This window comes from Muriicola soli (genome assembly GCF_004139715.1).
Taxonomy (GTDB): domain Bacteria; phylum Bacteroidota; class Bacteroidia; order Flavobacteriales; family Flavobacteriaceae; genus Muriicola; species Muriicola soli.
Map to the genome: position 1 here is coordinate 2,793,706 of NZ_CP035544.1, position 26,511 is coordinate 2,820,216.

The following is a 26,511-nucleotide window of genomic DNA, read 5'->3' on the forward strand; positions in this document are numbered from 1 at the left end:
CGTTCTTAGAATTTTAAGGATACCATCCATTCGTCAAAAGACCGGTTGTCATTTCCAATTTCAAAAGCTCTTGCCCACCCAAAGGAAAAGGTTGAAGACAAATGAGAAAACATAACCAGCCTGGTGTCTACCTGAAAGCCTATATTTCTGAAACTCTCAGAAAGGCCTGTAAATGAAACCGGACCTGCTACCGTTGTGGCCTCGTAGTTTCTGGTAAATAATCCTCCGGCAAAAACCGTAGCATGAGAATGGGTGGCAAATAAGTTAAAAAACCCCACTTTTCTGTACCTCAGAGGAGGTAGGGCAAGCTCTAAGGTGGTTTTAAAAAAACTTTTGGCGATAATACTTTTATCCGCATCAAAACTCAAACCGGCAAAAGAGAAGGTTCCCCTGTACCTTTTAGATGCTGAATTGTCAATGATATTATTTCCAAAGGCCGCAAAACCAAATCGGGTAAACGGGTTCACCCTCTTCGTAAAGGAATTTCCGGCAGAACTTCTGATCCAAAAGGATGCGTGATCCACCGGTAACTGAAAGCCTAAATCTAACGCCCCGTGTATTCTGGGATAAAAATTGCCTTCTGTGATAGAATTAGACAGGTTTAGAGACGATTTAATCCCTTTTTCTGCGTCTACCGCACCAACCGATCCTTTCAGGTCCCTGTAAGAAAACGACGTATACACGTTGTAAAATAGGTTGGTATTAAAATCGTCATCTGCAAAATTGATTTGTTGAAATTCAGGAGATTGGTTTAAACCGTAAAAAGCACTGGCGCCAAAATTTAAATCGAGGTTTCTGGGATTGTCATTGATCAAAGACCGATTGTGATCAATGCCGATGTTTATTCCTTTTCTGGATCGTTTGGTAGGCCCGAACAAGTCATAAAAGTCGGCCTGATTATAAAATCCGTAAAAGTCATAAGTGCCCGCTAAAAATCCTGTCAGCTTGGCCGTTGAGTACTTAAAAGCAGCATGAAATTGTTCGTCCTTTAGAATATCGCTCTCCGAATCATCTAAACCGTTATCCCAGCTGTTTGGGGTATAGGACAGGGAAAGATCGATGGTTTTAAAGCCTATAGGATCCTGAAACTTGAATCTGTAGCCAAGGCCAAATTTATTCTTGTACCCTATTAGTGTGGGGTAGGCGAAGGTTAATTTAACTTCTTTCCCGGGAATATAAACCCCCTTTTTTGCATTGAGGCGCTCATCATCGAAATTTCCAAAATTGGGCACGTCTGTCCTCCAACCTTCTAATTCCGGATGTTTTTCAACCGTTTTATTGCCCAAAAACTCTATGTTGGCAACTTCAATATTCCCTTCATTGTAGACGTAAACCGGCGCAAAGCCATCGCTGGTATATTTAAAGGAAAATATCTTTTCCTCATCAATGGGGATGGGCCTGAAATATCCCGTAAGTGCATTCGTAAGGATCTCTATGTCTAGCGTATTCGTATCTACCTTATAAATATTACTTACACCTGTGTAATAGGAAGAGCCCAACAAATAGCTGCCGTCCTCAGAGAATTTAAAACTCTGGGGAGAGGCCACCTCGAAATTGAAGACTTCCTTGAATTTAATACTGTCCTTTTCAAAAGGTTTAAAGGAATTGAGTTCATAAATATTTAAAAACTGGTTCCCATTGATATCGGTAAATCCGGCACTAAGGCTGAGGCCGTCCGGGGATATATCCATGTCGAACATATCAGAACCATAAGGCAGGGTGTATTTTTGCTCCCAGGTGGAGTAATTTTGAGCTTCCGGTTTGCCGGGAACCGACTTAGGTATTTTTACAAGGGTAGAGATCCCATTGAGGTGCTTTACACCCCATAGTGACTCATCTGCTTTATTAAATGCCAGATCGCCGATACGGCAGTCCTTCTGTAATCGTTTTGAGTGGCCGGTATTTAAATCGTATACATTTAAATCTCTTTTCTCGTCATTGTCGGTAGTGTAAAAAAGCAGGTCATTTTTTTCATCATATGTTAAAGAGGTAACATTAAACAGGGTTGGTCCCTTTACGTCCTTGAGTCTTTTTATTCTTCCTGTGGCTAAATCCAATTCGGCTATGTGAGGTATTTTTCCGGGATAGTTAACGGCGACATAGATTTTATTTCTCTTTTTATCGTGATAGGCAAAGGAGACCCCGCCAAGGACTTTATCGGTGATCAACTCATCCCTGCTGATCTCACTCTCCTTTAAGTTTTCAATATTCCTTTTTTGAAATTCCTTCTCAAATTCAATCCAATTATTCCAGGAATTGGTGACAGAAACCCCATAGATTTGTTTAAAACTCGCAGCAAATCCCCTTTTGCTTCCGTCTTTTCTTTTTACCCATTCAATCAATTTTTCAGGGCCGTGTTGGTAGGCGAGGTAACTTACAAAGCGGGTGCCGTAGTAATAATAATTGGCCTTCGACATAAAATCGGCTGAGGTTCCGGCAGAAGCTAATCCTTGGGGCGAATACATCCTGCTGCCTTCAAGAACCCTTGTCCTGAAGAACATTTCATCGTAATTGCCAAGAGCATTTCCTTGTCCGCCATCCATCCAGGTTTCTACAAAAACAGCAATCCCTTCGTGCAGCCATCGCGGAGAGTAATATCTGGGATTGCTCAAATAGCTGTAAAACATAGAGATGGGATGATCACTGGAGCTCTTTACCTTCCCAAAAAATATTTTTCGAAAGAACAAGTCGGTTTTTGAAGCATTATCTAAAGCCGCTATATGAACGAGTTCGTGATTCATTATTGAAAAAACCCTCTCCCCGGCTACACTAGATTCAAAAGCGTAGTTTAAGGGAGAAATACAGGTAGAGATAAGATTGTTTGGTAGGGAAGTTGCTCCGCCGTTTCCGTAATCCCCAAAGTCCTGAAACATCACAAACGTCTTTTCCTGTGGGTCGTAGTCGAATAAAGTTTTGTGAAATTCGAGGGCGTTATGGGAACAACGTATAGCGTGATTTAAGACATAATCGAACTGCGGACTTGTGCTTACAATGTTGAATTCATTTGTTTCAATTTTATTGAATTGAGAAAACACAGTATTCAAAAACAAAAGATACAGAAGAGTAAAAAAGAGTGGTTTTTTCATATTAAAGTTGGTATTGAAAGAAAAAAGGAGAAAATAAAATTTCCTCCTTTAATTGCTTGTCAAACTGCCATTTTAATAGTCCGCAGTCGCCATCCTTTTTTGAAAATCAGGAGTAGCCATCATCTTTTGAAAATCAGGTGCAGCCATCATCTTCTGGAAGTCGGCCGAGGCCATCATCTTCTGGAAGTTAGGCGCAGCTACCATCTTTTGGAAACTAGGCGCACTTAACATCTTCTGAAAATCGGGTGCAGCCAGCATCTTTTGAAATGAAGGTGCGGCCAGCATCTTTTGGAAGGAAGGTGCAGCCATCATTTTCTGGAACGAGGGTGCAGCCATCATCTTCTGGAAGTCGGCCGAAGCCATCATCTTCTGGAAGTTGGGCGAAGCCACCATTTTCTGGAAGGCGGGTGCAGCCAACATCTTCTGAAAATCAGCTGATAAGGCTAACTTCTTAAATTCAGCGGAAGCCATCATCTTTTGAAAATCAGCGGCGGTGATCATCTTCTGGAAATTGGGCGCAGCCATCATTTTTCTAAAATCAGGAGCGGCTAACATCTTTCTAAAGTCAGGTGCAGCCAGCATTTTCTGGAAGTCGGCTGTAGCCATCATCTTTTGGAAGTCGGCCGTGGCCATCATCTTTTGAAAATCAGCAGCGGCCATCATCTTTTGGAAATCGGCTGTAGCCATCATCTTCTGGAAATCAGCTGAAACCATCATCTTTTGAAAGTCTGCCGATGCAACGAGCTTTGCAAATTCTGGATTTGCAATCATGTTCTGAAAATCCTGATTATTCAGGAATTCCTGAACGTCTTCTCCATCGAGGGTGACTTCAACGTCGTTTCTGTTGTCGTACTTTTGAGCTTTTTTAGCCCCTTTGATAGATTTATCCCCGGAACTCGATAGTTCTGAAGAATTGAACTGAATTGCGCCTGTCTCTACCAATAAATAGAAAACAGCGCCAATCACTAATACAATGGCCACGATCAAAAAATTTAGTTTCCCGTGGACTTTACTTGTGTGTTTACTCATAATTAGTGTATTAAATTAATTATTTCCCAAACAACAATAAAGTTGAAAAGCATAGCTACTATAGCTAGTTACTAAATATAATAAAAAAATGTTAAAAAAACTCTTTATTTACCTCATTTTTAGGAGGTTAAATCTATAATGGGCAATAAAAATCACCCTGGGTAACTAGTCCCCGGAATGATCTTTGGATTGTGAAGTATCATCAAATATGTTATTGTCCTCTTCTAAAATAAAGGGGATAGAAGAATACAAAGTCTGATCTTAGTTGGCCTTTAAAAGATAATTTATTTATAATCTCTATATGTAAAGCAAGGGACGAATTATACCTAATACTGTCCGGAGAGGTGGTTTGAGTGATTAAAGCAGGATCACCCTTTCATAAATACAGCGCCTCAATATTTCTATGTTGAAAATAGTATCTTCGGAAAGATCAGAAAGATGCCAGATGTCCAAAAGCAACACCTCCCAGTAAGGTATTAAAGCCTAAGCAAATCGTTTCCAATTTTATGTGACTTCCGTCTAAATCCTGTGTCTTAACGTATATAAAGACAAACCACATATATATTATGAAATTTAAAACCACACTTTTAGCAATTATGTTCTGCGGGGCGCTCACTTTTTCGTGTAGGAATACCCAAAAAGAACAGAAGGAATTAGACCGTCAGATTGAAGAGATAGAATCTGTAGAACAAGTGATCGATTCCACGGCTGAAGAAATTCACAAAAAAGCCGAAGAGGTAGATGAATTAATTAAACAATTAGATAGCATTTAAACACTGATCTTATGAAAAGAATATTTTTAGCAACGCTTTTATCATTCGCTTTTATAGCTGTTGGACAAGCACAGAGTAAAGGAAAAGGAAAAGGCAAGGAAAAGGCCAAGGAAATGCGCGAAAAAGCAAATGAACGTGCTGAAGAGGAGCGTGAAAATGCCGAGGAAACAGCAGAGTACGAACAAGAGAAAGCCAAGAAAAAAGTAAAAGAGAAAGAACAGGAGGCCCGTGAAAAAGGCAAGGATAAAGCGAAAGAAGCCCGTGAAAAAGGCAAAGATAAAGCTGAAGACGAACGCGAAAGAATGGAGGACGAAGCCGAAGACGCTCGTGATCGTGCCGAAGACGCAAGGGAACGTGAGAATGAGGCCATGGAAGATGCTCGTGAACGAAATGAAAAAGTCGACAAAGGCTATAAGGGCAAAGGAAATGCATATGGTCGGGATAAGGGCGATATGAGTGGCCGTGAATTTGGACAATACCGTGCTTCTCAGGCCCGTGAGAAACTAGCTGAAACCGAAGCAGCTCTTGAAGAGGACGAACGCACCCTGCGGCGCGGCAGAACGGCACTTGATGAGGCCCGTGAACGCGTCAAAAAGGCAAAAGAAACAGGAGAAGACCAAGCTGTAATTTCCAAAAAAGAAGAAAAGCTGACCGAAATGGAAACTAAATTGAAGGAGCTTGAAGAAAGTATTCAAAAAGGCAAGGACAAACTTCGGGAAAAGAAAGAGCAGTTGAAAAAAATGGAAGAGACTGAGAAGCAGGAATAACCCCATTTTTCCTCAAATCTTTCAAACCGCATTTAGGGAAACCCGAATGCGGTTTTTTTTATCAATTTAAATGAATCGATCGAAAGTTTACCGCTAGACGCAAACCAGCGCATTACTTTACCTGAAAACAGTATCTTGGGGATTATTAATAATTCAAAATGCCCAAAAACAACTCATCCAGATCCTGGATAGATATAGTAACTGAGCTTGTAGAGCTGTTCTTTAAAAGTTCGAGCCGAAGCAAACGCGGCAGGACATGGCACCAGCATGTAGTGCCTTACGAAAACGCCTGGGCTGTGAGACGTGAAGGGAATAAGCGGATTACCTCTAAGCACCGGCGCCAGGATACCGCCATCAATAAAGCCAAAAGACTGGCCAGGAAGTACAAGGCCGATGTGATCATCCACCGGGAAGATGGGAGTATACGAGACCGGATTAACTACGATTGAGTCACTCTTACAACTTTACCCTGCTTATCTCCACCCCCTCGGGCCGCGAGATATCGGCTTCTTTTTCTGCGGTGATAAAAATTTCCGTCCCCACAAAGGAGGTAATGGTTTGCAACTCTGAATCTTCCCCGTTCTCATTGTAAAGTGCCCCGATATTTTTTAAGCCATTTTCCTCACTTACCAACCACACTACATAAGTGGTGGCATCGCTACTAACCCTATCCGGACTTGCCAGGTATTTGGCTTTTACCGTGATTTCGTTGTTGTCATTATTATCGGTCTTTTGCTTTACGGTGATCTCAGCGGCAGGAGCCAGCTCGGAAACCGGGAAGGTTTTGGTGGTTGCACAGGAGGTGAGGAGCATTACAAAAACAACGAGTATAAGCTTGGGTTTCATCACAAAATAAATTAAGAATTCACAGGAATATAATACTTTTCACTGAGCTATAAAACATGATTTTCAGGCATTGAAAAACCCGGTCTTTACAACCGGGTTTGTATTCCAAATAGGTCCTATCACTATTTTTTAATTTCAGCGTACTTTATTGGCACGAATCTTATAAATGACTCTTTCTCCGCCACCGGTTACATAAATATCACCAGATGGTCCCACGGTTACACCGTCAAAGAACCAATATGGAGGAAAGATTGGCAGAAAGCCATCAAAGAAATTAAAACCGTCTGCCAGTACGGTTATTTCTCCTGAAGAAAGGTCCTCTATTCTGGAGAGACGAGATGCGCCTACTTCAACCACCAGCAGCTTACCGTTTTGATCTAAAGCGATCCCTTCAGGTCCTTGTAAATCTAATTCGAAAGTGGTGACTGTTGATAAGCCTCCATCAATGTCAACCTGTACAATATCACCATTAAAATAGTCGGCTACCCAAAGGGTTTGACCATCCGAAGCCACACCTGAAAATAAACCGGGTAGAATCAGTGCATTGTCGCTCAGCCGGATGATCCCCCTAGCCCCACGTCATTGACATAAATTTCTCCCTGAACCCTTGTGGCATCGACCGGAGCATCAATTTGTGGTGCAGCATAATTTTCTATGACACCCTCGTTCGGGTTCCATACCTGCAATCCGGGACTAAAAAATGAAGTTATGATAAGATCGTCCCCGTCTGCCGTTACATTCATGGGCAGGATCAGGGAGGCCAGGCCTTTTTCGGGTACCACAGGGATGAGATATCCCTTATAATTGTTTTGCTGTTGGCCGCTGGTTCCGTTGAATTGCCGTAGTTGAAACAGATCAGCCTCGTAGAGTATGTCCTGATTATTTGATCCTTCCATAACGGCCAGTCCTTGTGGCATTATAATGCCCCCTGGACTTAGGATTCGCGCCTGGCCACTTTTGAGAATTTCGGCTACCCAGCCTTCGTCATTATTGGTCATATACAGTGAGCCGTCATCGTCAAAGGTCATGTTATCCAGACCCGGTTGCAGGGTAGTGAACAGCGTTTTGTCATCTTCCCCATCCGGATTTACCTTCCAAACTTTACCGGCCTGATCCAGTACATATAACAAGCCATCCGGGCCAAACTTGGCAGCCGCGGGATTAAACAAATCTGACGGAGGAGGAAAACTTCCTGCAACAATTCGAATGGCTGGACTAAACAGGCCCGACAGGTCTGCAGGAAATACGGTGTTATCGGGAATGGCGTCAACATCAATCGCAATAACCAAATTGAGGGCAAACAGGGCCCGTACAATACTAAACGGCCATCCTCCTCCACCCTTGTGTCGAAGGAATTGAAAAACCCTAAGCAAAATCCTGTAGGACAGGATATGATATGACGAGGTGGAAGATCAAGTTCCGGATCCAATTCGAACAAACCATCTCCCAGAAAATCCAGGGCGACAAAAAGCCTTCCATCTTCAGAGAAGCGGATGGGATTCACCCCTGGGGCCACAAACTGTTTCTTAACAACTCCGTCTTTCAGACGCCCCACTTCTCCCGTGAGGATATCGGTCCAGTACAGTGCAGTTCCATCCGGAGAAAACACCACATCATCAGGGCCATCAACGCCTTCCCTTATTCTTTCGATAATTTTCCCATTGTTCTTGTTTATCACGGCAATCTCTTGTCCGTTAACAGTACCTACATAGATATGTCCGTCCGGTCCAATGTCAAGACCATTTGCGGCATTTAATGCGGCGCCTTTAACCAGGGTCTTTAATACAGCATTCCCGGATTTCTTTTTGTTTTTTGATTTAGACCTTGCACTAGTGGCTTCGAGGTTTTCCTGATTTGAAACCGGGTCTTCACTACAAGAATAGGACAGAATGAACACCACGAGAAGTGCCGCTCTAAGCAGAGCCTCTAGGATTGATTTTTGAATGGTTTTCATAAGAGTTAATTTTAATGGTTGGTTATTAATGATATGCAAAACAGAGGGATACAACGAATTACCCAGATAATTAATATAGCCCATATAAAATGAAATACTACGCCGGGTAGGACGAAATACACTAAATACTGTCCGGGCGATGATTAATGGTAATTAAACGAATATTGGATCCGGTATTAAACCCCTTAAAAAACCATTTGGAATTTGATGTGATTATTCAGAAGATTAAAGACCGTTTTTGGAAAAATAAGGATCGTTTGAAAATAAGTTTGGAGGAAAAGGTATTCATGCAATAGTGCGGGAATTTATAACAAGGTTAGAAGTTCCAGACACCATCCCGATAGTCCTGATAGTTATAGGGAGGGACCAAATTCCAAGCTCCTGGTTGATTCAAGTTAAAACCCGTGCCCGGTGAGCTCTGCTGTTAATTCAAAAGCATCTTTTGAGATTTTCCAAAATTAAAACAAGATGATTATCTTAGAGAATCTCAGCCAACACAAAATCGAATGAGGCCAAAGGTTTCTAAGCGCCAATGGCCCTTAAATTATTTTGTAGCCAACCTTTAATTCATGATAAAATTCTTCCGTAAAATCCGTCAGCAGCTTATTTCTGACAACCGAATTGGTAAATACCTTTTTTATGCTATTGGAGAAATTCTGTTGGTGGTCATAGGTATTGTGATTGCACTTCAGATCGACAATTGGAATGAAAATAGAAAAAGCAGGCTTAAAGAGAAAGTACTTTTAAATCAGTTAAAACAGGAATTCACAAACGATCTAAATCAAATAAGAAATAAAACACAGCAGAGAAATAATATAATTTATTCCTCCAAAAAGCTTCTCGAATATATTGATAATGATCATTTAGATAATCCGGACTCTATAGTTTATTATCTGCAACGTACTGTTTTTATCCCCACTTTCAATACGAGTTCTAAAGACTTTTTCACGGCAAGAGATGTTGGCCTCATCGAAAATGATTCTTTGAGAGCTCTTTTGGCTGATTGGCCAAGCCAGGTAGATCAACTGGTGGAAGAAGAACAACAATGGGTGTTTTACCGTGATAATTATCATATCAAATTCCTTACCCAACACTTTCGGACGCGGAATATCTATGATAGTGTACAGGAAGATATGGAGATGATGGAAACAGTTTTTTTGGATAAGTCGAAGTCTTTTAACAACAGAATAGGCAAATCTAACAGAACAACGGATCCGAATCTATTATTGGAGGAAGAGGATCTGGAGGACCATCTAGGGTTTTCAATTATGATTCACAGTATAGGAAATATTCAGGCCGAAACCCTATCCCAACATATCAAAAAAATTCTTGAACAAATTGATGAATAGCCTCTTAGCTGGCACAAACCTGTCTTGTCTGCCCCTTTTGAAGTCTCTTAAGGATGGCAGGCAGATATCCTTCAATGAATTTAAAATTTGCGTTTTTAAGTTCCCCGCATTATTTAAAGCGACCAGAAAATTGTAAGAATTTAGGGTGCGGCCAGCAGAATTGCATTATGCAAGGCAGAAAACAGCATAAAGCTATATTTATATTTATGATTCAAAATGAGATTTCTATACAATAGCTCAATTTATAGGCGTGAATAATGATACTGGCTGGAAACATAGTCGGCAAGAGTATTCCTCGTATTATCCTTATCCCCGGGGAGCTAAACGGCTAATGTAGCAATATCAATCAAGGCTTTCCAAAATTAAAACAAGATGATTATCTTAGAGAACCACAACTAACATGAATCCTATGAGAGCATTCACCCTTATTGTCCTTATCCTTTTAGTTATCCTGAGTTGCAAAACCGGGGAGAAAAAAGAAGAAAACAAAGAAGCTGCGGAGGTGGCTATGTGGGAAACCGACTTCCTTGACGATTTTGATTCTTTTGATCCCGATAACTGGCAAGACCAGCGGATCTGGGTAAATAACGAACTTCAGTGTTATGTTCCCGACGGGGAATTCGGCACTCGGGAGGTGCGCGAAGGCACCTTAAAACTCAAGGTGGTGAACACCGGAGAAGCACGGCCCTGCGACAACCTGGACAAACATGGAGAACAACATCCCGATACCCCTTATATGGCCGGGAGGATCTGTTCTAAAAACCGCAAAGAATTTATTAAAGGAAAATGGACAGCCCGCCTAAGGCTGCACGGAAACGGTCAACCCAGTATGTTTCCGGCATGGTGGCTGTTGGGAGCCCGCAATAACGAATCACCCGTGCAGGAGGCAGACGAGACCGTCTGCTGGCCCCTTACAGGATCAGGGGAGATCGACATCTTTGAGCATCACGGGGATGTAAAAAAAGATCACTTTACCACCGGGGCCATCAAGAGCGAAGGGGAATGTGATAAAGGCGACTGGTGGAGTTTTCGCAAAGACTTCCCCGCCACCCTGGATGACTACCACGAGTACTCTGTAGAATGGGAAGGAAGTGACCTGGTATACCGATTAGACGGAGAAGAAGTTTATCGGAATGAAGGCGAGGGTGACAACTATCCCGAACCTATGTTTGCCATCCTCAACTTTGCAAAAATCACCGATAACCCCATGGAGGGAGAATGGGTCATGGAGGTCGACTGGGTGAAGCACGAAGCCCGGAAATAATACTCTAAAAAGATAACGAGTCAAGAACCATCCCTATAATTTTTGGGGCTTTATTCGTGGAAATCTACTAGCGCTTAATCAGGAATTGAGATGTGGGATGGCTTAATTAACTTGTCAATATCAATAATCTAAAATAAATTCATACCTTATCTCAGTTAATCAACCTAAAACCAATCACAATGAAAAAAGTAATGCTTTTAGCCCTTGCTTTGGGCTTAATGACAGCCTACGGCCAAAAAGAAAAAAACGGAACCATTTACAAAGAACACGAGGCTATAACCAAGGTCAATGCCATGCAGGCCGCATGGGTCGCCGGGGATAGTGCTAAAGTGGCTTCCTACTTGCACGACGACTTTAAATCTTATAACGGTTCAGGCACTAACAAGGACGCCAAAGGCGGCAGCAAGGCCAACTTTGCCGGTGGGGCAAAATGGTGGAATAAAAATGTAGCCTACCTCAGCCTGAGTCCGAGCGGGGGTGCTTACCCTGATGCCCTTGAATATAAAGACGGGCAGATGTGGGTGCAAACCTGGGACCAGCTGAAAGGGGTTCACAACGAAACCGGTGTAAAAATAGACGTGCCTGTACACCGTATGTACCGCTTTAAGGACGGACTCATTGATATGGCCATCAGCTACCACAACGAAGCCGTTTACCGGGAGATAGGTGAGAGCTTCGAGGACCGTAAGAATGGAACAGTTTATAATCATCACGACAACATCAACAGTGTGCGCCGTATGATGCATGCCTTTGAACACGGGGATATGGAAAAGGGCTACAGCTTCTTTTCAGAAAAAGCCCGTTTCACTAATCTTGAAACGCCCAGGGGCGAATCCCTCACCATGGAAGAGTCCAAAGCCAACCTCAAGGAAATGATGAGCAAATTCGACATCACATCCATAGACGTTGTGGGATATCCGGACTATGTGGAATACGACCTGCGTGACGGACGAACGGTTTACAGCTGGTGGGACATCCGACTTACACGTAAATCTGACGACAAAAAAATTGTGATGCCGGTGATGTATTCGCACGACTTTAATAAAGATGGGGAGATCACCCGCTCCATGGCGTATATGAGCAGTAAGTGGCTCGACTAACCGATTAGGAACATCAAATAAAAATCCGATCTATAATTGTAGATCGGATTTTTTATTGCCTAGAGAACCCGAAGTTTTTCAGTCCCGATAGCTATCGGGATTGGTACGGCAAGCAAGGAAAGGAAATATGAGGTAGGAAGCACCAAGCACCAAGCACCAAGCACCAAATTCCAAATCCCAAATTCCAAATTCCAACTACAATCGAAATTTGAAAGATATCATAGTACCTACAGCAGAAATTCAATTCACACGCCTGAAAGTTTATTTTAAAGTGTAAGGTATCAATAAGGAGAACCCGAAGATTTTTTAGGTTCTTTTTTCATCAAGGTAAAAAGAACAAAAACCCATTAGAATATTAGAATACTAAAGCTAACCCTTCCTTTCATCTAAAAAACCCCAATAAATGTCATATTTCAAAAATCTTTTCGTTTTAGGTATTGATGCTATTTGTAAAAAGAACATTCATTAAGAAAATTACCCTCTTAATTTTTCTTGTCCTTCTCAGTTGTGGCAAAGACGATGCCATGGGGGCATACGAAATTACCTGGGAAGTAAACGGCCAGGGATTATCGAGAAGGATACAAGGCGGGGGTTACGGCAATGAATATCAGGTGCGTTTGCCCTGGTCCTCTACGTATAAAACAGACGAAATAGGTGATTTAGGACTCTTTGTGCGGTTAAATGATTCTACCCTAGTAAACGATGGCCTGGAAAGCATTATATTAAGAATAAATGGGGAGGTTATCGTTGAAAAAACAAAGTGGATTGAGGCTGCATCTACTACTCCGGGGATGGTATTACCCGATGATACCGGTTTATGGTCTTATATTGAAGGTTCTGATTGGAAAAGCTATTCCGCGCTTCCGCCAGCTTCATATAATGGGGATTAGATGAGGTAATTAAGATTAAGTAAAGAGAGTAGATATACGACCGACCAAAAGCCCTCTTTAACTATTATCATTATATTTTTCTAGGAAAAGCTGTAAATTTCGTTAAATGAAGAAATGGTGCAATTTTCACCACTAATCTATGACAAAGGTCTACGGCCAAATAGAATCCTTAAAAGCCATTAGAAAAACTCTAGACCAAAATGGAATTTCCCGATTCAATTCCGTTGGTGATATCAATAGGTTTTTGCGAAACTACGAGAGCGAAAAAGAAGATCTATTCTTTAACGTTGAACGCAAATACGATCTGGATTTAGAAATTCTAAATGCAAAGGAGAGAGTGCTGAAGCACGAATACAATGATGTAAAAGAGACTGTAAAACAAAGGCTAAATAATAAACTAGACCGACTTAAAGAGAAGTGTAACTATCTTTCTTCAAAACCCGCTAAGAATGCCGTTTTGGAGTTGGCCTATTGGTATCAGCTTCAATTCTATCTCTTCTACAAATTTCTCTTCCAAAGAGCTATACCCTTACTTCTACGATGGCGTACTAATAGTCTAAACAAACAACTCTCGTCTGTCCAAGAGGATCTCAGGGAGTTTAGTAGAAACAAGCAAAAAATAATCTCTAAGCGATCTGCTCCTAAATACGAAGAATTATCGCAAACAAAGAAAGTTGTTTCTGCTTTAAACCCCTTAATAGCGGGTGCAATAGGGGAACATTTGATAGCCAAAGAACTAAAGAAATTGTCAGGTGCCAATGTTCTCATCAACGACTTTTCATTAAAATTCAGTAATCCAATACTTTGGAAACAAAGGGGCGATCTTATATTCAGTATTCAAATTGATCATCTATTGGTAACAAGAGCCGGTATCTTTATTATTGAGACTAAGAACTGGAGTAAAGAGTCAATTTTAAGATATGACCTGAGATCCCCCATAAGACAGATTCGCCGAACGCAATATGCTCTTTTTGTCACTCTCAATAGCAATACATCAACTTCCCATATGCTGCTCAAAGAACATCACTGGGGTCAAAAAAAACTACCTGTCCGAAATATTGTTGCAATGATTAACCATAAGCCCATTGGGGAATTCAAATTCGTCACCATTAAGAAATTAAATGAGCTTAACAGTTATATCGAATTTTTTGATCCTGTATTTGATGATGAAGAGGTGAGTAGAATTGCAAAGTATTTGTTATCAATTAAAAGCTAACAACTATTCCTGGTCGCAGATAATACCATATAAACATTAAGGTTAAAAAGTCAACTATTTCCTTTTAAAAAAGTATTTTTCGTAAGCTATAAATAGAAACTCCTTTATATATTATCTCATGCTGTGATTTTGAATATATACAACTTTAAATATTAGAAAGGGAGTTAGTAACAAGCAATAAGCAGTGATGTAAATAATGAAAATAATTACTATTAAATAATAAAAAAATCAAAATGAAATTACACTTGCTAAAAAAGGGTATTTTAATCTATACACTGATGATAATTAGCGCATTAGCTATTTTCACCTTTTCTTCTTGTAATAAAGAGGAAACTTACAACACTCAAGCCCCAGCCCCAAATGGTATCTACAGTAATACCGGTACCCAGGTAAGAAGTTGGAATCAAACCTATGGACCTGTAAAAAAGGGGTTTAAGTGTGAAGTTCAAATAGGTAATTATCAAGGCGGAACTCCCACTATTGAAATTCATGTTTCAAAGAATGAAGAACCCTTTGCCTTAAAAGTAACAACGGAAGGTGCATCAGCTTCATACGAAATAGATTTTTAAGCTTTTGATTATCCTGATGCTCTAAAATTTAACATATCTAGCTCAAAAAATGCCAGCCACGAACAACGGAGCTTAATGAGTTTTGTTTAGTAGGAATTTTATTCTTATTTTGATAGAATAATCTTATTAAATACTACAAAATGAAAAAATTTATTCTATTGTTACTAGTTTCATCATTCGCAATGAACAGTTTCGCTAATGATCTTGACCCTATTTCAACTCGTATCATTAAAAGTAAGAATTTCCTGAAAATGAACGAATTACAAAAATCATTAGTAGATAGAATAAAAGAATCACAAACATTTCGGGAAGTATATTCAGATTATAGGTCACAACAAATTTCAATTAGAGAGTTTAGTTTGTCAATGAGTGAGGCGTTGGAATTTAAATCACTATCTGAGTTTAATGAATTTAACCTGGAATTAAATAAAGCTTTTTTAGAACTTTCTAAAGAAATGCAATTTCAAAATGAACAAGAGGTAGAGGAATTTAATAAGTATGTTTTTAACAATTTTACCAATATGTTCAATGATCCTCGGTCAAATTGTCTTGAGTCGTGTAAAGAAGTTAGGTCGGATTGTTACAAAATAGCATCCGGAGGAGTAGGTAGTATTCCATCCGTGCCAGGCGCGCCTCATGCAGGGGCAATGAAATTGGCAGTTGGCTTTTTTGCTGGAGCCCTTTGTGAAATGGATTATGCCAGTTGTGGTATGAAGTGTGTAGCAGGTGGAAGCCCAAACTATTAGGATAATTATCATTTTTTAGCTAGAAATTCTGCCATAAACGCCAGAGCTATCCTAAAGCTAAATATTTATATCTATGTAAAGCAGACAATATATAGATTAAGTATTCGGTTTTGATACTTTTGCCTAAATTTCGGAAATAGTTGAAGCGTTAGTCACATCAATAGTTTTTTCCCCGATGGCCATCGGGGAAATATTTCCTGAAATCTTCTTTCCCGATAGCTATCGGGATTTGTTCATTTTATTTATGTCATATCGAGCTTAGTGGAAATTTGACAATCAGAAATACTATATTTAGGGCTTTCATTAATACCATTCTTATGAAGCCTTTTGTTTCGCTCTTTCTTTTACTTCTTTCCCTTTTCCTCACCGCCCAAAAAAAGTCCTTACCCATGAGGATCTCGAAATTTGGAACACCATAGAAAACCAAAGGATCTCCCCTAACGGCGCCTATGTGGCCTATAGCCTGGAGCAGGGGGAAAAGGACCAGTTTTTAACACTAAAACGTGCCAACGGGCAGGAAGTCTTTAGTTATGCCCGGGCTTCCAAAGGGGAGTTTACCTATGATTCCAAAGCCCTGGTTTTTAGCATCACCGCCTGGAAAGACAGTGTTATGGAGATGAAGCGTCGAAAGGTAAAAAAGTTGGATATGCCCAAAGACAGCCTGGGGATCTATCATTTAGACTCCGGAGAATTAGAAAGACTTGGAAATATCAAATCCTATAAGGTGCCGGAAAAATGGAGCGGCTATATCGCCTACCAGCTGGAGGAAATAGAAGTGGTGTCTGAAGACACTTTAAAAAAGGCTTATCAGGATAGTACGGTTGAAAAATCAAAGAAAAACAAAAAAGAAAAGAAAGTCAGCAAGAAAAACGGCTACCACCTGCTAGTCCGAAACCTGCAAAGCCGGCAACAAGACACCTTTAAATTTGTCACTGACTATACCTTTGCCAAAAAAGGCAAGGCCCTGGCCTGGGCAACCACCGGAGAGAATGATAGTGCCAATGCCGCCATCTATGTCCTTGAGCTGGACAAGCCCTCCCTTACCAAAATCCACGAAGCCGCAAAAGCGAAATACGCCCAGCTCAACTTTTCTGAGTCTGGCAACCACCTGGGTTTTGTAGTAGACACCGATACCACCAAAGTGCAACTCCGCCCCCGGGAACTCTATCACTGGCAAACGGGGATGGCCGCGGCCGAAAAACTGGTAGATGCCAATACCACAGGCAACAACCTCCGCCCCTCCCCTTACGAAAAAGTGCATTTCTCCAAAGACGAGACCAAACTCTACTTTGGCCTGGCCAAACCACCCATTATTAAAGACACCTCCCTCCTGGAAGAAGAAATCGTCAACGTAGAGGTCTGGACCTATGACGAACCCCAACTTTATACGGTTCAGGAACTACAGCTCAAGAACGATACAGTTCAGGCCTATACCTCCGTGATTCACTTAGACAAAAAGAATGCCCTTACCCAATTGGGCAACGATACCTACCCGGAGATCATCCTGACAGCGAATGGGAATGCCCCTGTGGCCCTTTTGATCAACTCCACGCCCTACGCACTAGAATCGCAATGGACTGGGGAACGGGCACGTGACTATGCCGTTTTCAACCTCGCCACCGGAGCGCAGAAAAAAATACTAGCCAAGGTGGCCGGTAGGGTAGATCTCAGCCCCAAAGGCAATTTTGTATACGGCTATAACAATGCAGACAGCCTCTGGTTTAGCTATGACATCAAAAAGGACCAATACAAACCTCTGACCAAAGACAAGGTCTTCTACGACGAAACCCATGATTCTCCCAGTCACCCCAGTCCCTACGGCATCGTGGGGTGGACAGAAAAGACGAGGCCCTGCTATTGTACGACCGATATGATATCTGGAAATTCAATCCCAGGACCGGGGAATCAAGCCGACTCACAAAAGGCAGGGAAACCCAAACCCAGTACCGCTATGTACAACTCAATTGGGAACAGGACCATATCGATACCTCTCAAAAAATGTTGCTTCGCACGTTTAATGAAAAAGATAAAAGCAGCGGCTTTGCCTCCTACGATTTTAAGCGCAATAGCCTAACTAGCTTACTAAGCGGACCCTACCGTTTTGGTTATCCCATGAAATCTGAACTGGCCAACCAACTGCTCTATACCCGCGAATCCTTTACCGAATTCCCTGACCTGTGGGTGGCAGATCTGGACATGAATAGCCCCACTAAGATCAGCGAGGCCAATCCGCAACAGCAAGAGTACAACTGGGGCACCAACGAACTCGTCACCTGGACCTCCCTGGATGGGATAGAGCTCACAGGGATGCTGGTAAAGCCCGAGAATTTTGATCCTACTAAAAAGTACCCAATGCTCGTGAACTTCTATGAGCGCAGCTCAGATGGGTTGTACCGGCACAGAGCGCCCTCGGCCGGCAGATCAACCATCAATTATTCCTTTTACGCGAGCAGGGGCTACCTCATCTTTAATCCGGATGTACATTACCGTATCGGTTATCCCGGAGAATCTGCCTATAACTGCGTTATTCCCGGCATTACCTCCCTCATTGAAAAGGGCTTTGTAGACAAGGATAATATCGGCGTACAAGGGCATAGCTGGGGCGGCTACCAGATCGCCTATCTGGTGACTAAAACAGACATCTTTAAGGCTGCCGAAGCCGGGGCACCGGTCCCTAATATGATCTCTGCCTATGGAGGCATCCGATGGTGGACGGGCCTTAGCCGGCAATTCCAATATGAGCACACCCAAAGCCGAATTGGGGGCACCCCCTGGGAATACCCTACCCGCTATCTGGAGAACTCCCCCATTTTTAATATCGACAAGATCAATACCCCCCTGCTTATCATGCACAATGATGCCGATGGGCACGTGCCCTGGTATCAGGGGATCGAGTTTTTTGTGAGCCTGAGACGCCTGGGAAAACCTTCCTGGTTCCTAAATTACAACGGGGAACCGCACTGGCCCCTCAAACTGCAAAACCGCAAGGATTTTACGATCCGTATGGCGCAGTTCTTTGATCACTATCTGAAGGGAGATCCCAAGCCCAAGTGGATGGAGAGAGGCGTTCCGGCGATGGAGAAGGGGATTAATCAGGGATACGAACTGACGTCTCCGGACAAATAGGTCGGAGACACAAATTCCAAATCACAAATAACAAATTCCAAAACTTCAAAATTGAGATTCATAGGTTTTCATTCATTTTACATCAAGGTAAAATGAACATAAAAGAATAAAATGTACTCTATAATATTCTTGAAGAACCTACATATTTAACTACATCAAAACCAATTTCATGACTCTTCGGGCACGAGAATCATTCTCGCGCCATCTAGTTGTTAGAGTCGATAAAGAAAAACCCAGCCATTTTGGCCGGGTTTATTATTTCTAAAGTAAATTATTTCTAATAGGTAATTTTCCCCTCAAGTCTCCATGAGCCCACTGTGCCCGGACCGTTAGGATTGGGTGTAAAGACGGCATTTTTAAAGTACAGTTCACCTTCAGCTCCTTCAAATCTGCCCGTTCCAGACAAGATAGTAATAGGTATTCTATCGCCATTCTCATCTAAAGTATTGTCAAAAGATCCCGTAAGGCCGTTAGGGTCAGCTTCAAAATCAACTGTAAGGGAAACGTGTTCTATAGTTGTGATCATATCGCCATGAGCACCAATATAATTTACGTGAAAAACTACATCTGCGGTATTTGGACCGGTGAGGCTACAAGTTCCAGGCTGAGGTCGGCCATAGCTCCCCATTTGAATTTTACCCAAATGAGTCATATTGCCAGAAATAAAATTTGTAGTTAAAGCAAATCCGGCTTCCTCAGGGAAGCAAGAAACGAGTGGGATTTCAAAGTCACCTACATTGGTAAACTTCCCTTTCCAGGCCCTGGTCGCTTTTTTACCTTTAGAAGACTTTGCATTAACACTGGTTAGATTCTCAGCGGGTTCTATTACCGAATCCTGAGTGCAGGAGAGTACAAAGATAAAAGCGAATAAGGAGGTGAAGGCAAAGACATACCTCAGTCTAAATGAGAATGGCGTTTTCATTTGTTTGGTTTTAAGGTTAAAATTAAATCTGTCTGTACTTCCCAGGCGGAATAGAAAAGATGCTGTTGAAGTAGTTATTTAAACTACTCGAATTTAAAACGATAATCCCTGAAATACGGACGAGTACTGACTTATACTGTCCCAAAGGAGGATATGGGTTATCCAAGGATCGGCTTAGCTTTACTATTTGATCCTTAGATTCCTAAATACCTGGAGGGGGAGGAAAAGTATGATGCGGAATCCCCGAAGATTTGCAGTCCCGATAGCTATCGGGATTATACTTGGTGATTCATTTCCCGATGTTCTTCAGGATTTTTTAAAAAGCTTCTTCGCTCCTTTAAAAAGCAAAAGCACTACAAAGCCAATAAGCAATCCCAAAACAAATTCATAAAGGAGATCAGGCAATGCCGGAATCGGATTGTGGAGAAAATCAAGATTATGCGCAAAGATACCGCCAGAGACCAACAGAAGAGCCAATGTCCCAATAATGGAAAGAGCCTTGATCACCACCGGGAGGGCATTGACAAAAAATCGACCTATTATATCTGAAATGCTGTTTTCTTCTTTGTTAAAATTGATCAGTCGCGTTCCAAATTCATCCATCCGAACGATAAGGGCAACGATTCCATAAACCCCAACGGTGGCCAGTAAAGCGATAACAGAAACCACAAGGATCTGAACCGTCAGGGGCTCATTTAGCACGGTCCCCAGAGCAATAATCACAATTTCAACGGAGAGGATAAAGTCGGTTACTATGGCCGATTTGATTTTCTCTTTCTCCATCGCCAGAATATCACTTTTACTCTCTACTTTAAGATCTGCCGGGATATGGGCGTGTTCGTGGGGAACAAAGAATTCGTAGACTTTTTCGGCACCTTCAAAGGCAAGGTATAGTCCGCCTAACACAAGGATCAGCGTTACCATCCAGGGGATAAAAGCGCTCAACAGGAAAGCTGCGGGCAGGATAATGATCTTGTTGAGCAGAGAGCCTTTGGTGATGGCCCAAAGAACAGGGAGCTCCCTTTTGGAGACAAAGCCCGAGGCCTTTTCGGCATTAACGGCCAGATCATCCCCCAGGATACCGGCGGTCTTCTCCGTCGCTATCTTGCTCATCGAAGCAACATCATCAAGCAGGGTAGCTACATCATCTAAAACCGCAAAAAATCCGGAAGCCATAAACTTTTAATTGGGGCTCAAATATAAAATATGAGTTTTAATAATAAGGTACCAACTTTGGTTTTAAAACTGAAGGGCAAATTCCAAATGACAAATTCCAAATTCCAAAACAAGGAATTAGAATTTGGTGCTTGGTGCTTGGAATTTGGTGCTTTACACCCGTTCCTGACAAAGCTCTATCAAAACCCCATTAGTAGTCTTTGGATGCAAAAAGGCCACCCATTTATTGTCCGCCCCCTTTTTGGGTTCTTCGTTGAGGATGGTAAAACCTTCGGCCTTTAATCGTGCAATTTCTGCACGGATATCGTCTACCTCAAAGGCGATATGGTGGATCCCTTCTCCTTTTTTTTCTATGAATTTGGCAATAGGGCTGTTTTCATTGGTGGCTTCAAGCAATTCGATCTTATTGGGGCCGGTTTTAAAAAAGGAGGTTTTTACCCCTTCGGAGGCTACTTCTTCCATTTTGTAGTGTGCCGTGCCAAACAATTGGGCAAAAAGGGCATTGCTTTTCTCCAGGTCCTTTACCGCGATACCCAGATGTTCAATCTTATTCATGTTATTGTCTTTTGTACTTCTGTATTCCTCCCTCGAAATTACACATTATTCTACGTACTTTTGTCCTATGGAAACGCAGCGACAGAAAAAAATAGCAGGGGTCATACAGAAAGACCTGGCAGACATCCTGCAGCGTGCCGCCACAGACGGAGGCATGCAGGGGACCATCATCTCTGTTACCAAGGTGAGCGTTACCACCGACCTTTCTATTGCCAGGGTTCACGTAAGCGTATTTCCCAATGCCAGGGGGAAGGAATTGCTCGAAGGGATGAAGGCCCAGCAGCCTATGATTAAGCATGCCCTGGCCCAGCGCACAAAGAACCAGTTAAGGCGAATGCCGGACCTCAACTTTTATCTCGACGATTCCCTGGAATACATAGACGGGATTGAGAAATCCCTGAAAAAAGGGGAAAACCCCATTGAAAATCCGGACCTCCTCCCCAAGAGAAAGAAATCCTAAATGAATTTCCCATGGTACATCGCCAAGCGCTATGTGCGTGCCAAGAGCAGCCAGAATGCGGTTAATGTCATCAATTTTATCACCTTCCTGGTGATCGTCATCGGTTCTGCAGCCTTGTTTATAGTGCTTTCGGGCTTTGCCGGACTTAAAACTTTCAGCCTTTCCTTTACCGAGACCTTTGACCCCTCCCTTAAGGCCGAACCCCTCACGGGAAAATACTTCACCCTCACCGAAGAACAAAAGAATCAGCTCAGCGAAATAGAGGGTATTGCCTCCTTTTCAGCCGAGCTCGAAGAACGCGTTTATCTCACCCACAAACAAAAGAGTCACGTGGCCTGGATCAAAGGGGTGGATTCGTCCTACGCCCGTGCCACACATATCGATTCTGCTCTTTATTGGGGCGACTGGGCCATTGACAATCAGCAAGGAGTCATCGGCCTGGGTATCGCCAATATGCTGGGGTTGGTGATCAATGACTACCGCAATCCGCTTATTGTCCTGGCCCCGAAACCGGGGAAGGGCAGCCCTTCTCTGCAAGCTAAGCCCTATAATCAGCTGGCCCTAGTCCCTGCGGGGGTCTATGCTGTGGAGGAAAATTTGGACAGGAAATACGTTTTTACTGATCTGCCCCTGGTACAGGCCTTGTTGGAGCGTGAACCCAATGAGATCTCCGGGATCAACTTTGAACTTTCTCCCGAGGCCAGTCTGGAAGAGGTTCGTTCCGAAGTTAAAAGGGTAATGGGCTCCAAGGTGCAGCTCAAAGACAGGGAGGAACAAAACAGCACCCTTTACCGGATGCTCAATACCGAAAACCTGGCTACTTATCTCATCTTTACTCTGGTGCTTATTATCGCCCTCTTCAATGTAGTGGGGGCCATTATTATGATGATCCTGGACAAGCAGCAGAACTCCCGTACCCTCTACAGCCTGGGTACAACAGTGAAAGAAATACGTCGTATCTACTTTTTACAGGGGGTAATTGTCACTGGTCTCGGAGGCCTGTTGGGGGTCTTTCTGGCCTCCCTGCTCATCTGGTCTCAACTCCTCTTTGGATGGCTTAAAATCACCCCTTCCCTTTCCTACCCGGTAGAATACAAGGTTGTTAATGTGCTAATTGTTCTGGGAACGATTGTCGTGCTCGGCCTCATTGCTTCAAAGATCGCGAGTAGCAGGGTGAATAAGAAATTGTTAGCGGCTTAGGCAAATTGGTGGTGCCCGAAAGTTTCCAGGGCTTCGTCAAAGGCAGCAAAGACATCGGGGGCCTCATCGCTGGTCACCATTTTCATTCGTAATTCCTTAAAATTTGGAATCCCCTTAAAGTAATTGGTATAGTGCCTGCGTGTTTCAAATACCCCGAGCTTTTCCCCTTTCCAATCGATCGCCATTTGCAGATGCCTTCTGGCGGCATCTACCCGTTCTTCCATTGTCGGTGGAGCTAAATGAGTGCCCGTTTTGAAATAGTGTTTTACCTCCTTAAAGAACCATGGATAACCAATACTGGCCCTCCCAATCATGGCTCCGTCAAGGCCGTATTCGTCCCGCATCCGCATGGCGGCTTCCGGACTGTCAACATCTCCGTTTCCAAAGACAGGGATATGCATTCTGGGATTGTTCTTTACCTCAGCGATAGGGTGCCAATCTGCCTCCCCTTTGTACATCTGTGCGCGGGTCCTGCCGTGAATGGCGATAGCCTGGCAGCCTACATCCTGCAATCGTTCAGCTACCTCCACAATTCGGATAGAATCATGATCCCACCCCAGTCTTGTTTTTACCGTTACCGGTAGCTTGGTGTGCTTTACCATGGCCTCTGTAAGGGAAACCATAAGGTCTATGTCCTTGAGTATCCCCGCTCCGGCACCTTTGCTCACCACCTTTTTTACCGGGCACCCAAAGTTGATATCGATAATATCCGGATTGGATTTCTCTACAATTTCGACCGACTGCAGCATGGAATCGAGGTTGGCCCCAAAGATCTGAATCCCCACCGGGCGTTCTTTTTCATAGATGTCCAGCTTCATCACGCTCTTGGCGGCATCCCGGATCAGGCCTTCTGAAGAAATAAATTCTGTGTAGACCACATCAGCTCCCTGCTCCTTGCACAAGGCGCGAAAGGGGGGATCACTCACGTCCTCCATCGGGGCGAGCAAGAGTGGAAAATCAGGTAATTGTATGTCTCCTATCTGTGGCATTCAAGTGGCTTCAGCGCGGCAAAATTAGAAATAAAGCTGGAATTAACAGGAATTTACTCGTTATCAAGTCGTTGAAGTTCTTTTTTCTGAATCTCCCCATCCGCATTATTGAGCTTGAAATTCCCGAAATTATAAGTAAAGCTCAGGCGTACCAACTGTGTTTCGCGTCTGCCAAAAAAGGTATTGTCCTGGTTGGCATAGCGCGAGACGAAAGTAGGATTGGCCTTGCGAAGCAAGTCTTCGGCTGCCAGAGAAAGGACAGCCTTGTTGTTCCAGAGCGATTTCCGTAGCCCCAGATTAAGGGCTGCCGTCTCTGAAACCTGAAAAGACCCGTAGAGGAATCCACTGAGGTAGGTGATTGAAGCATCCCCCTTAAAACTTCCGTCTTTAGAAAGGGTGAAGCTGTTGCTCAAACTTCCGTAGTAGCCCGAAACTTTATTGGTAAAACTATCGATAGCACTTTCCACGGCAAGGAAGGTCTCGTCCTCGTAGAAGACCGAATTGTAGAAGTAGAGATACCATTTTGGAGTAATGGAGGTTGCCAGGGTAAGGTCTACACCATAAGAAGTACTCTCCAAGACATTCTGCTTGATCTCCCTGAGGGTCTGGTTCTGGTTGTCCTGGAAGGTTAGCCGGCTGATAAATGCCCCGTTATCCCGATAATAGAAGTCGATAAAATAAGTGTCCTTGATTGTAAGGTTGAGATTAAAATTATGACTGAAATTGGGCACTAAATTCGGGTTTCCCTCATCAAAATCATTCTCATTGAGAAAGTAGCGAAAGGGGTTGAGGTCTGAATATTTAGGACGGGTTAAACCGCGACTGTAATCCAGGGTAATACTATTGTCTTCTCCCAATTTCCTGTTGAGGAAGAAGGAGGGGAAAAGTTCAAAATAATCCTGGGTGTTGATCTCGTTCAAAGCAATGGAGCGAGCCTCCACATGGGTTTGTTCTCCCCGCAGTCCGGCCTTTAATGACCATTTGCCCCAGTCCTGGTAAAAGCTCGCATAGACTGCCCCTACCTCCTCGTCGTATTCAAAGACATCCGAGAGCGCGATGTCAAAAGGAGGTTGGGTGTTGTTGACGTCAAAATAGTTGATGGTGCTGTTAGACCTGATAGAAGACCCCCGAATCCCCGTCTCAAAATTCCCTGATTCCGTAGGCGTGTAAAAATCAAATTGTCCGGTTAAGATCCCTATGTCTTGCCGCGCATCGGTAGAGAAACCAAAGGTCCTGATAAACTGTCCGGCCGAATCAAAATAATCACTGGCCCCAATTTGCTGCCGTGAGAAATCATAATAGGTGTAATGGGCGTTGAGTTTAACAAAGGAGCCTTCTTTTTTAAGCTTGCGCTCGTAACTGAGGTCGGTAGAGATATTGAAAAGATCATCATCAAGGGAGCTTTCATTCTGCAGGGTGGAATCAATCTGCCCCAGGCCATTCCTCATCTCGGTAAACACCTCATTCCTGATTTCCTTGTTAGGGGAGTAACTGAGGTTAGCGGTGAGGTTGAGGAGGTCGCGTTCCGAGGGGTTATAATCCAGGATCATCGTGCCCTGTTGCGCCCAGGAGCGTGTAATGATATCGTTTTCGGTATTCCAGTCGGCAAAGATCGTATTTGAAGGATCAATAAATCGAATCCCGATTTCAGAGTCTACAAATTCCTTTCTGGGATTGACGGTATAGTTGGCAAAGAAGTTGAATTTTTCGCTTTTAAAATAATGCCCGGTACCCAGACTGTATTTTGGAAAGACTGATTGCTCTGCCTGAACCCGTATATTCCCCTTGTATCCGGGAGCCACATTGGTGGACGTCTGAATGTTGAGGATAGGGCCGTCTTCGGCCTGATAACTCGCCGGGGGATTGGGGATCACCTCAACCGCCGAGATCATATTTCCCGAAAGGCCCCTGAGGAAGTCCCTGATCTCATCCTGGGACAGCTGTATCTTCCTGTTGTTGAGGTAAACGGTAGCCTGCTGCCCCCGTATCTCCATATTTTCATTTGATACGATCACGCCGGGCGACCTCCTTAGGATGTCAAAGGCATTGCCTTCACTTACCACGGTATTCTCCACCGTAAACACAATCCGATCCGGTTTACGCTCTATCTGGGGTTGCTTTCCCATCAGCAAGACCTCATCGAGCCATTCGCTGTCCGGTTCAAGGACAATAGCTCCTATTTCTATATCGCGTTGTATGTCGAGTCCGACCAAAACTGAGCTGTATCCAAAATAGGCGGCTTGAAGGTAATAGACATCCGGAGCGATGTCGGAAAGGATAAATCGTCCATTGTCATCAGCCGATATCCCTTTGATCTGAGTACTGTCTGGTACCTGAAGAAGAATAACATTGGCGTACGGCAAGGGTTTGCCCTCAGCATCCTTTACGGAGCCCGAAACCTTATAGCTCTGCCCAATGCAAAGCAAGGGAAGCAGGCCCAAAATGATGAAGATGGGGTATCTCACAGTGTTGTAGGTTGTCTGTAAATCTATGA

25 protein-coding genes are annotated in these 26,511 nt (G+C 43.1%); 14 read left to right on the forward strand and 11 right to left on the reverse strand.

All coding sequences use genetic code 11. The features are described 5' to 3' along the window. Nucleotides 1-5: 5 nt before the first annotated feature. Both EQY75_RS12755 and EQY75_RS12760 read right to left on the reverse strand, forming a co-directional pair. Entirely contained in the window at nucleotides 6-3,086 is a 3,081-nt protein-coding gene (locus EQY75_RS12755) for a hypothetical protein (protein ID WP_129606440.1), read from the reverse strand. Nucleotides 3,087-3,158: 72 nt separating this feature from the next. Continuing rightward, complete coding sequence (locus EQY75_RS12760) at nucleotides 3,159-4,115, reverse strand: hypothetical protein (RefSeq protein ID WP_129606442.1); 957 nt, start codon at nucleotides 4,113-4,115, stop codon at nucleotides 3,159-3,161. A 566-nt stretch (nucleotides 4,116-4,681) separates the two neighbouring features. Between EQY75_RS12760 and EQY75_RS12765 the strand changes: the two genes are divergently transcribed. From EQY75_RS12765 to EQY75_RS12775, 3 genes are all read left to right on the forward strand, one after another. Beyond that, the gene (locus tag EQY75_RS12765; protein ID WP_129606443.1) at nucleotides 4,682-4,888 is read left to right on the forward strand and encodes a hypothetical protein; all 207 of its coding nucleotides are present in this window, start codon (nucleotides 4,682-4,684) and stop codon (nucleotides 4,886-4,888) included. 11 nt (nucleotides 4,889-4,899) lie between these two features. Then, entirely contained in the window at nucleotides 4,900-5,655 is a 756-nt protein-coding gene (locus tag EQY75_RS12770; protein ID WP_129606445.1) for a hypothetical protein, read from the forward strand. A 158-nt stretch (nucleotides 5,656-5,813) separates the two neighbouring features. Then, nucleotides 5,814-6,104 carry a DUF2188 domain-containing protein gene (locus EQY75_RS12775; protein ID WP_129606446.1) on the forward strand — a complete coding sequence of 97 codons (291 nt, stop codon included), beginning with the start codon at nucleotides 5,814-5,816 and terminating at the stop codon, nucleotides 6,102-6,104. Nucleotides 6,105-6,111: 7 nt separating this feature from the next. Here EQY75_RS12775 and EQY75_RS12780 read toward each other — a convergent pair whose 3' ends face one another. The 4 genes from EQY75_RS12780 to EQY75_RS12795 all read right to left on the reverse strand — a co-directional run bounded on the left by EQY75_RS12780 (nucleotide 6,112) and on the right by EQY75_RS12795 (nucleotide 8,455). Continuing rightward, nucleotides 6,112-6,501 (reverse strand): hypothetical protein, encoded by a 390-nt coding sequence (locus tag EQY75_RS12780; protein ID WP_129606448.1) that lies wholly within the window; start codon nucleotides 6,499-6,501, stop codon nucleotides 6,112-6,114. 135 nt (nucleotides 6,502-6,636) lie between these two features. Then, on the reverse strand, nucleotides 6,637-7,014 hold the full coding sequence (locus EQY75_RS12785; RefSeq protein WP_129606450.1) for an NHL repeat-containing protein: 378 nt from the start codon (nucleotides 7,012-7,014) through the stop codon (nucleotides 6,637-6,639). Between the two features lie 38 nt (nucleotides 7,015-7,052). Then, on the reverse strand, nucleotides 7,053-7,631 hold the full coding sequence (locus EQY75_RS12790; RefSeq protein WP_129606452.1) for an NHL repeat-containing protein: 579 nt from the start codon (nucleotides 7,629-7,631) through the stop codon (nucleotides 7,053-7,055). After that, nucleotides 7,589-8,455, reverse strand: coding sequence for a YncE family protein (locus EQY75_RS12795; RefSeq protein WP_129606454.1), 867 nt, complete (start codon nucleotides 8,453-8,455; stop codon nucleotides 7,589-7,591). Before EQY75_RS12795 ends, EQY75_RS12790 begins: the two co-directional genes overlap by 43 nt. Nucleotides 8,456-9,024: 569 nt before the next feature. Here EQY75_RS12795 and EQY75_RS12800 point away from each other — a divergent pair. The 9 genes from EQY75_RS12800 (at nucleotide 9,025) to EQY75_RS12840 (ending at nucleotide 18,715) form a co-directional block, all read left to right on the forward strand. Further along, entirely contained in the window at nucleotides 9,025-9,804 is a 780-nt protein-coding gene (locus tag EQY75_RS12800; protein WP_129606456.1) for a DUF6090 family protein, read from the forward strand. 409 nt (nucleotides 9,805-10,213) lie between these two features. Then, nucleotides 10,214-11,068 carry a glycoside hydrolase family 16 protein gene (locus EQY75_RS12805; protein WP_129606458.1) on the forward strand — a complete coding sequence of 285 codons (855 nt, stop codon included), beginning with the start codon at nucleotides 10,214-10,216 and terminating at the stop codon, nucleotides 11,066-11,068. A 179-nt stretch (nucleotides 11,069-11,247) separates the two neighbouring features. After that, nucleotides 11,248-12,168 carry a nuclear transport factor 2 family protein gene (locus tag EQY75_RS12810; RefSeq protein ID WP_129606460.1) on the forward strand — a complete coding sequence of 307 codons (921 nt, stop codon included), beginning with the start codon at nucleotides 11,248-11,250 and terminating at the stop codon, nucleotides 12,166-12,168. A gap of 524 nt (nucleotides 12,169-12,692) precedes the next feature. Further along, nucleotides 12,693-13,058, forward strand: coding sequence for a hypothetical protein (locus EQY75_RS12815; RefSeq protein ID WP_129606462.1), 366 nt, complete (start codon nucleotides 12,693-12,695; stop codon nucleotides 13,056-13,058). Between the two features lie 139 nt (nucleotides 13,059-13,197). Further along, a complete protein-coding gene (locus EQY75_RS12820; RefSeq protein WP_129606464.1) occupies nucleotides 13,198-14,274 on the forward strand; it encodes a nuclease-related domain-containing protein in 1,077 nt (358 codons plus the stop codon). A gap of 233 nt (nucleotides 14,275-14,507) precedes the next feature. Further along, nucleotides 14,508-14,843, forward strand: coding sequence for a hypothetical protein (locus EQY75_RS12825; RefSeq protein WP_129606466.1), 336 nt, complete (start codon nucleotides 14,508-14,510; stop codon nucleotides 14,841-14,843). A gap of 140 nt (nucleotides 14,844-14,983) precedes the next feature. Continuing rightward, complete coding sequence (locus tag EQY75_RS12830; RefSeq protein WP_129606468.1) at nucleotides 14,984-15,589, forward strand: hypothetical protein; 606 nt, start codon at nucleotides 14,984-14,986, stop codon at nucleotides 15,587-15,589. A gap of 451 nt (nucleotides 15,590-16,040) precedes the next feature. After that, complete coding sequence (locus tag EQY75_RS12835) at nucleotides 16,041-17,663, forward strand: hypothetical protein (RefSeq protein ID WP_129606471.1); 1,623 nt, start codon at nucleotides 16,041-16,043, stop codon at nucleotides 17,661-17,663. Nucleotides 17,664-17,701: 38 nt separating this feature from the next. Beyond that, nucleotides 17,702-18,715 (forward strand): alpha/beta hydrolase family protein, encoded by a 1,014-nt coding sequence (locus tag EQY75_RS12840; RefSeq protein WP_165200659.1) that lies wholly within the window; start codon nucleotides 17,702-17,704, stop codon nucleotides 18,713-18,715. Between the two features lie 277 nt (nucleotides 18,716-18,992). Here the strand turns inward: EQY75_RS12840 and EQY75_RS12845 are convergent, their stop codons facing one another. The 3 genes from EQY75_RS12845 to mce form a co-directional block, all read right to left on the reverse strand. After that, on the reverse strand, nucleotides 18,993-19,637 hold the full coding sequence (locus EQY75_RS12845) for a hypothetical protein (RefSeq protein WP_129606475.1): 645 nt from the start codon (nucleotides 19,635-19,637) through the stop codon (nucleotides 18,993-18,995). Between the two features lie 306 nt (nucleotides 19,638-19,943). After that, nucleotides 19,944-20,813, reverse strand: a complete 870-nt coding sequence (locus EQY75_RS12850; protein WP_129606477.1) for a DUF808 domain-containing protein — start codon at nucleotides 20,811-20,813, stop codon at nucleotides 19,944-19,946. 153 nt (nucleotides 20,814-20,966) lie between these two features. Further along, on the reverse strand, nucleotides 20,967-21,368 hold the full coding sequence (mce, locus tag EQY75_RS12855) for a methylmalonyl-CoA epimerase (RefSeq protein ID WP_129606479.1): 402 nt from the start codon (nucleotides 21,366-21,368) through the stop codon (nucleotides 20,967-20,969). Nucleotides 21,369-21,435: 67 nt separating this feature from the next. On the opposite strand from mce, the gene rbfA reads away from it, so the two are divergent. Together rbfA and EQY75_RS12865 are read left to right on the forward strand one after the other, a co-directional pair. After that, nucleotides 21,436-21,828 (forward strand): 30S ribosome-binding factor RbfA, encoded by a 393-nt coding sequence (gene rbfA, locus EQY75_RS12860; protein ID WP_129606481.1) that lies wholly within the window; start codon nucleotides 21,436-21,438, stop codon nucleotides 21,826-21,828. Beyond that, complete coding sequence (locus EQY75_RS12865) at nucleotides 21,829-23,028, forward strand: ABC transporter permease (protein WP_129606483.1); 1,200 nt, start codon at nucleotides 21,829-21,831, stop codon at nucleotides 23,026-23,028. It begins immediately after the preceding gene. On the opposite strand, the gene dusB is transcribed toward EQY75_RS12865, so the two are convergent. Both dusB and EQY75_RS12875 read right to left on the reverse strand, forming a co-directional pair. Then, nucleotides 23,025-24,017 carry a tRNA dihydrouridine synthase DusB gene (gene dusB, locus EQY75_RS12870; RefSeq protein ID WP_129606485.1) on the reverse strand — a complete coding sequence of 331 codons (993 nt, stop codon included), beginning with the start codon at nucleotides 24,015-24,017 and terminating at the stop codon, nucleotides 23,025-23,027. The two genes, EQY75_RS12865 and dusB, sit on opposite strands and share 4 nt — an antisense overlap. Nucleotides 24,018-24,070: 53 nt before the next feature. Continuing rightward, nucleotides 24,071-26,482 (reverse strand): outer membrane beta-barrel family protein, encoded by a 2,412-nt coding sequence (locus tag EQY75_RS12875; RefSeq protein WP_129606487.1) that lies wholly within the window; start codon nucleotides 26,480-26,482, stop codon nucleotides 24,071-24,073. Nucleotides 26,483-26,511 lie beyond the last annotated feature (29 nt).

Excerpts from the sequence above, each read along its gene's own strand:
- EQY75_RS12755 (WP_129606440.1), bottom strand. The coding sequence starts at position 3,086 with ATGAAAAAACCACTCTTTTTTACTCTTCTGTATCTTTTGTTTTTGAAT.
- EQY75_RS12760 (WP_129606442.1), bottom strand. The coding sequence starts at position 4,115 with ATGAGTAAACACACAAGTAAAGTCCACGGGAAACTAAATTTTTTGATC.
- EQY75_RS12765 (WP_129606443.1), top strand. The coding sequence starts at position 4,682 with ATGAAATTTAAAACCACACTTTTAGCAATTATGTTCTGCGGGGCGCTC.
- EQY75_RS12770 (WP_129606445.1), top strand. The coding sequence starts at position 4,900 with ATGAAAAGAATATTTTTAGCAACGCTTTTATCATTCGCTTTTATAGCT.
- EQY75_RS12775 (WP_129606446.1), top strand. The coding sequence starts at position 5,814 with ATGCCCAAAAACAACTCATCCAGATCCTGGATAGATATAGTAACTGAG.
- EQY75_RS12780 (WP_129606448.1), bottom strand. The coding sequence starts at position 6,501 with ATGAAACCCAAGCTTATACTCGTTGTTTTTGTAATGCTCCTCACCTCC.
- EQY75_RS12795 (WP_129606454.1), bottom strand. The coding sequence starts at position 8,455 with ATGAAAACCATTCAAAAATCAATCCTAGAGGCTCTGCTTAGAGCGGCA.
- EQY75_RS12800 (WP_129606456.1), top strand. The coding sequence starts at position 9,025 with ATGATAAAATTCTTCCGTAAAATCCGTCAGCAGCTTATTTCTGACAAC.
- EQY75_RS12805 (WP_129606458.1), top strand. The coding sequence starts at position 10,214 with ATGAGAGCATTCACCCTTATTGTCCTTATCCTTTTAGTTATCCTGAGT.
- EQY75_RS12810 (WP_129606460.1), top strand. The coding sequence starts at position 11,248 with ATGAAAAAAGTAATGCTTTTAGCCCTTGCTTTGGGCTTAATGACAGCC.
- EQY75_RS12815 (WP_129606462.1), top strand. The coding sequence starts at position 12,693 with ATGGGGGCATACGAAATTACCTGGGAAGTAAACGGCCAGGGATTATCG.
- EQY75_RS12820 (WP_129606464.1), top strand. The coding sequence starts at position 13,198 with ATGACAAAGGTCTACGGCCAAATAGAATCCTTAAAAGCCATTAGAAAA.
- EQY75_RS12825 (WP_129606466.1), top strand. The coding sequence starts at position 14,508 with ATGAAATTACACTTGCTAAAAAAGGGTATTTTAATCTATACACTGATG.
- EQY75_RS12830 (WP_129606468.1), top strand. The coding sequence starts at position 14,984 with ATGAAAAAATTTATTCTATTGTTACTAGTTTCATCATTCGCAATGAAC.
- EQY75_RS12840 (WP_165200659.1), top strand. The coding sequence starts at position 17,702 with ATGAAATCTGAACTGGCCAACCAACTGCTCTATACCCGCGAATCCTTT.
- EQY75_RS12845 (WP_129606475.1), bottom strand. The coding sequence starts at position 19,637 with ATGAAAACGCCATTCTCATTTAGACTGAGGTATGTCTTTGCCTTCACC.
- EQY75_RS12850 (WP_129606477.1), bottom strand. The coding sequence starts at position 20,813 with ATGGCTTCCGGATTTTTTGCGGTTTTAGATGATGTAGCTACCCTGCTT.
- mce (WP_129606479.1), bottom strand. The coding sequence starts at position 21,368 with ATGAATAAGATTGAACATCTGGGTATCGCGGTAAAGGACCTGGAGAAA.
- rbfA (WP_129606481.1), top strand. The coding sequence starts at position 21,436 with ATGGAAACGCAGCGACAGAAAAAAATAGCAGGGGTCATACAGAAAGAC.
- EQY75_RS12865 (WP_129606483.1), top strand. The coding sequence starts at position 21,829 with ATGAATTTCCCATGGTACATCGCCAAGCGCTATGTGCGTGCCAAGAGC.
- dusB (WP_129606485.1), bottom strand. The coding sequence starts at position 24,017 with ATGCCACAGATAGGAGACATACAATTACCTGATTTTCCACTCTTGCTC.